This is a genomic window from uncultured Campylobacter sp., assembly GCF_938030685.1.
Taxonomy (GTDB): domain Bacteria; phylum Campylobacterota; class Campylobacteria; order Campylobacterales; family Campylobacteraceae; genus Campylobacter_B.
Genome location: NZ_CALHHX010000095.1, coordinates 1 through 5,489 on the forward strand (window position 1 = coordinate 1; position 5,489 = coordinate 5,489).

Consider the following 5,489-nt stretch of genomic DNA (forward strand, 5'->3'; position numbering starts at 1 on the left):
AAGCCCGCTAGTAAGCTTGCCTACGTTTATCGCACTAAATCCGTCCACGTCCTTTTGTGGGCTTATTTTTTCTAAAATTTTATTCGTATCAATGTGCTTCGGAAGCGGCAGCTGCACCAAGATGCCGTCGATGCTTTCGTCCTCGTTTAAATTTTCTATCAGTTCTAAAAGCGCCGCCTCGCTCACGTCGGAGCTCAAGCGGTGCGCTACGGAGCGGATCCCGCAGGCGGCGCAGGCTTTCTCCTTGCTCGTGACATAGGTCTTGCTCGCCGCGTCCTCGCCTACCAAAATCACCGCCAGCGCGGGCTTCACGCCTTTTGCAGCAAGACCCGAAGCAGCCGATTTGATCTCATCTTTTACCTTCGCGCTTATGCTTTTACCGTCGATTAAAGTCATTTAAAGCCTTTTTGAAAAATAAGGCAAATGTTACCCTAAAATTTATAAAATTTAGATTTATTCAGCGGGATTTTATGGGAATTTGAAAGAATTTTAAAAAGAATTTCGTCCTGAATTTAAGCCTACTCAAATAAGCCTAAATTTTATCGTCATTATAGACGGATGGACACCTTGACACCGCTATATTCAGGCTGCAACGCTGCTAAGGCTTGCATTGCGGAATGAAGCCTTGTTTGAGCAAGAACTACGACCTTGTTATTTGCTCGCCGTTAAACGATCCGTATCGCGCCCGTTGCGCAATATACGCATTATGCGTAATAGTAGCCTGTATAATGGTAGCCGGGTGCCGTATCTTGCTCGGCGGGGGAGTCTTGCGGTCCGCTCCTGGAGCAGCCGCACAAAAACAGCGTCGTACACAGAAATAAAGCGATCTTTTTCACCATAAATCCTTTCAAAATTTTTATGATTTCATCTTTGAGTGGTTTCAAAATTTTAAAAAATTTAGAAAAGTGCTCATAAAAATTTGCTCCCCTTTGAAATTTAAAATTTTGACTAATTCGAGCAACGCAAATTTATCAAAATTTAGGCTTTGCGCAGCTTATAATATCGCGCAAGAATCAAAATTCTAACGACGTAAACCGTATTTAGTGCTATTTTACGCGACGCGCGCCGTATAAGATTGCGCAGCCTCTGTCACATACTCGCCGAAATGCCGCGCTAAATACACTGCTAAATGCAACCGCGCCGCTTTGGAATTTTAAAATTTCGCCGAATTTTTAAAGCGCCGCGTTTAAATTTACTCGTTGCGCAGTGTTTGTAGCACGTCGATCTGCGTGGCTTTTTTGGCCGGGTACCATGACGAGAGCGCCACTATAACGACTGCGCCGATTAAAATCATCGCCAAATCGCCTAGCGAGAGCTCCATCGGCAGTTTCGAGCTTCCGTAAACGTCGGCAGGCAGATTTACGATGTCGAAGCTTCCGAGTAGCCACACGCCGAATAAACCCAAAATGAGCCCGAATATGATGCCGCCGCCGCCGATCGTGGCTCCGAGCGCAAAAAAGGTCCTCTTAACTTCCTTTTTGCTAGCGCCCAGGCTAAGTAAAAGCGCGATCTCTTGGCGGCGGTTCATCACGGTCATCAGAAGCGAACTTACGATATTTAGGCTCGCGACCAGGATTATTAGCATCAGCACGATGAAAAGCGCGCGTTTTTCAAGCGCAAGGGCGCTGAAAAAATTGCCGTTTTGCTGCCACCAGCCCACGGCATTAGCGCCGCCGGGAAGGCTTTTTTTGATACGCTCCAGATCCTTAAACGGATCGTTTGAGAAAACATGCACGCCGTCGAAAGTCCCCTCGTCGTAGCCTAAAATTTTGGCTAGATCGCTTGCGTCTGCGTAATAATACGCCTTGTCGTAGGCGATCAGCCCCGAGCTGAAATCCGCGCGCACATCAAAGCGCTTCATCTTAGGGATCAGCGCAAAGCCGCCCGGATCGCTCTTCGTAAATATCATCGTGATCTTCTCGCCCGTATCCAGCATAAACTCATCTTTGATTCCGCGCCCTATCATGATGCCGTAGTTCGTTAGATTGGCGTCTTTGGCGCCTGCTGCGACGACGGAATTAATGCGCTTTTCGTCGTATAAATTTACGCCGAAAATCAGCCCACCCTCGAGCTTCTCGCCGCTTTTGGCGATGACTTGCGAGCTGATGTAAGGGCTAAAGATCAGATCGGGAAAGTCCGCCCGCAGCCCCTCCACGTCGTCTTTTGAAATGCCGCCGCGAAAGTGGCTGTGGATCGTGATCGGGTAGTTCATCGTAAAGAGCTTGCGCTCAAATTCCTTATCAAAGCCGTTCATTATCGCCATCGCGACAATGAGCACCGTAAGCCCTACGCCGACGCCCAAGAACGCAAGCAGCGCCGAAAGCGTAATGAAGGGCTGAGAGCGGTCGAATCTGAGATATTTGAATAATAAATACTTTACCAAAAAGCCGTCCTTGTAAAATTTCACATAAAATTTAGCGCTAAATTCTATGTGAAATTTTAAGTATTTTTGGAATTTTAAAATTCCAAAAACAGGCTCCACGCCTTGGAATACTAAGTTTTAACTAAATAGAATTTTACCTAGGTGTGAACTATAATTTTAAACACTCTTGAAATGTTTCAAATCCCAACGGGACAAAATTGAAGTTAAATTTAAAGATAGTAGAAGATGAGCCTTAACTCCCAGCGGGATAGAATTCTACTCTATTGTTTCTTGCACTTTGCTTGATTGCTAGCCGGTTTCAAACCGCAGCGAGTTTTAAAAATTTAAAATCGCGCCAATATCTCTTATACGCAATAAAATTTGTTCCAAGAGATATCGGGCACGGCAAACCAAACAGGCCTCTTTACCAAAACTTTGAAATTTTAAACCTAAATTTTAAAGTTTAAAATTTCGAACGCCTCAAAATTTTAAAATTTTTAGAAATTTAAAACTCTTTAGAATTTTGAAATTCTTAAAATTTAAAAAGCGGATTTCGCTTAAAAAGTTCTCCCATAATCGCATAAATTTAAAATTTCAAATGCCGCGCAGTATCCTAGCCGCGCACTAAATTTAAGTATCACGCGCTGTTCGCGTTTTGCCGCACGGCGCGCCGAAACGGCGCTGCGAAAACAAGTAGCCAAAGGCACCCCCAAATACGCTTTGAAATTTTAAAATTTCAAAACTAAAATTCCGCCCCATCGCGCAGCTTTGCGCACCGTTCGTGCCGCCTCGCGATCAAGTCTCTTTAAAATTTTATGGCGCTTTCCGCCCTCGACCACCAATCCACTAAATACAAAAGCAAGGTCGAGAAGCGCCGATCGCGCAATGCTCGCAATCAAGATCACCGATCGTGCGTACTTACGACCGATCGCCGCGCCTACCTTGCAAAGCCGCCTTTTTTCGGACCGCCCTTGCCGTGGCAGTCTTTGTATTTTTTGCCGCTGCCGCAAGGGCAAGGATCGTTTCGCTTAGGCTTTTTGTCGCCAAACTCATCGGGGCCCTTTAGCTGCGCTTCATTCGTGCTTGCGGCGGCGAGTTCTTTGGCGTTTGAGCTCTCCATGCGCTCCTGCATCGCACGCTGCTCGGCTTCGATCTCCTCCCTAGATTTAAACTGGATTGAATGCAGCAAGCGGATGCTATCGGATTTGAGGCGCATTACAAGCTCCATAAAAAGATTGTAGCTCTCCTTTTTATACTCCGTAAGCGGGTCTTTGTGGTTGTAGCCGCGAAGTCCGATGCCCGCTTTTAGGATATCCATCTGATACAGATGCTCACGCCAGTCGCGATCGACGATCTGCAGATAAAGCATCTTTTCGATACTTTTGCGCTGCTGCGGATCGATCGGCGCCATCTTGTTTTCATACGAAACGGCAAGCGCGCCGATGATCTTTTCTTTCAGCTCTTTGAAATCATCGACCTTCTCAAGCTCGCTGTTTTCGAGCACCTCGCCCGTTTCTTGAGCGATTTTGGCGACAATCGGGAATTTATCTACCTCTTTGATATTTGCGCCGTCGAAAATTTCAAGCTCCTCAAGCACGCTAGAGATGTACTCCTCGCGGTTTTGAATGATTTTATCTTTCAGATCGTAGTCGGGGTCTAAAAGCTCGTTGCGATATTTATAGATCGTCTTGCGCTGCTCGTTTGCGACGTCGTCGTATTCTAGGATATTTTTACGCGCTTCAAAGTGCAAGCTCTCGACCTTTTTCTGCGCGTTCTCTACTGCGCGCGAAACCATGCCTGATTCGATATGCTCGCCGTCTTTCAAACCCAAGCGATCCATGATATTTTTAATCTTGTCGCTGCCAAAAATTCTAAGCAGATTATCCTCCAAGCTCAAGAAAAACCTACTCTCGCCCGGATCGCCCTGTCGCCCGCTTCGTCCGCGGAGCTGATTATCGATGCGGCGGCTTTCGTGGCGCTCGGTACCTAAAATATACAGCCCGCCCAAAGCGCGCACTTCATCGTCTATGCGGATATCCACGCCGCGTCCCGCCATATTCGTAGCGATCGTCACCGCGCCCTTTACGCCAGCGTCTTTGATGATCTGCGCCTCACGCTCGTGATTTTTGGCATTTAGCACGGAGTGCGCGATGTTTTCTTTAACCAAAAGCTCGTGCAGCTTCTCACTCTTTTCAATCGACGCCGTGCCCACGAGCACGGGCTGACCTTTGGAATTTAGCCGTTTAATTTCGTTTATGACGGCGTCAAATTTCTCGCGCTCGGTCTTGTAGATAAGATCGTTTTGATCCTTTCTGATAACCGGCACGTTCGTAGGGATAGAGACTACTTCGAGTTTGTAAATTTGAGAAAATTCCGTTGCTTCCGTCTGTGCCGTACCCGTCATACCAGCGAGTTTTTCGTAAAGGCGGAAGTAGTTTTGAAAGGTAATGTCGGCAAGAGTTTGGCTCTCCTCTTGGATCTGCACACCCTCTTTAGCTTCAAGAGCCTGATGCAAGCCTTCGCTGAATCTGCGGCCCTCGCTAAGACGACCCGTAAATTCATCCACGATTATGACCTGCCCATCGCGCACGACGTAGTGCACATCCTTTTCAAATAGATAATTCGCCTTAAGTGCTTGATCAAGGTAGTGGCTAAGCACTGCATTTTCGAGACTATAGAGATTATCGACGCCAAAAAGCTTCTCGGCTTTTGAAATTCCTGCCTCCGTGATCAAAACGGCGCGGTTTTTCTCATCTACGGTAAAATCACCCGTCGCCTTGCCTTTCGGATCGGCTGGCGCCGCGCCGCGGATCATTTGGCGAGCTACTTCGTTTGCCTTGATGTAACCATCTAGAGTGCGGTTCGTAGGACCTGAGATGATTAGCGGCGTTCGTGCTTCGTCGATTAAAATACTATCGACCTCGTCGACGATTACGAAATGATGCCCGCGCTGCACCTTTTCATCCGCGCTAAATTTCATATTATCGCGCAGGTAGTCAAAGCCAAACTCGTTGTTTGTGCCATAAGTTATGTCGCACGCGTATGCAGCCTTGCGCTTGGCGTCATCGTATTCGCCGCCTACGATCACACCGGTACTAAGCCCTAAAAATTCATATAGCTCGCCCAT

The 5,489-nt window shown here is 47.1% G+C and carries 4 protein-coding genes; all 4 read right to left on the reverse strand.

Translation table 11 applies throughout. The features are described from left to right. Nucleotides 1-396, reverse strand: a 396-nt coding sequence (locus Q0369_RS04495) for a tetrahydrofolate dehydrogenase/cyclohydrolase catalytic domain-containing protein (RefSeq protein ID WP_298096560.1), incomplete at its 3' end; no start/stop codon positions are given. Nucleotides 397-704: 308 nt separating this feature from the next. Further along, nucleotides 705-836: a hypothetical protein gene (locus Q0369_RS04500; RefSeq protein ID WP_298096562.1), complete on the reverse strand. Its 132-nt coding sequence runs from the start codon at nucleotides 834-836 to the stop codon at nucleotides 705-707. 356 nt (nucleotides 837-1,192) lie between these two features. Then, nucleotides 1,193-2,383, reverse strand: a complete 1,191-nt coding sequence (locus tag Q0369_RS04505) for an ABC transporter permease (RefSeq protein WP_298096565.1) — start codon at nucleotides 2,381-2,383, stop codon at nucleotides 1,193-1,195. A 916-nt stretch (nucleotides 2,384-3,299) separates the two neighbouring features. Beyond that, nucleotides 3,300-5,489: preprotein translocase subunit SecA (secA, locus tag Q0369_RS04510; protein ID WP_298096568.1), on the reverse strand; the 2,190-nt coding region annotated here is incomplete at its 5' end.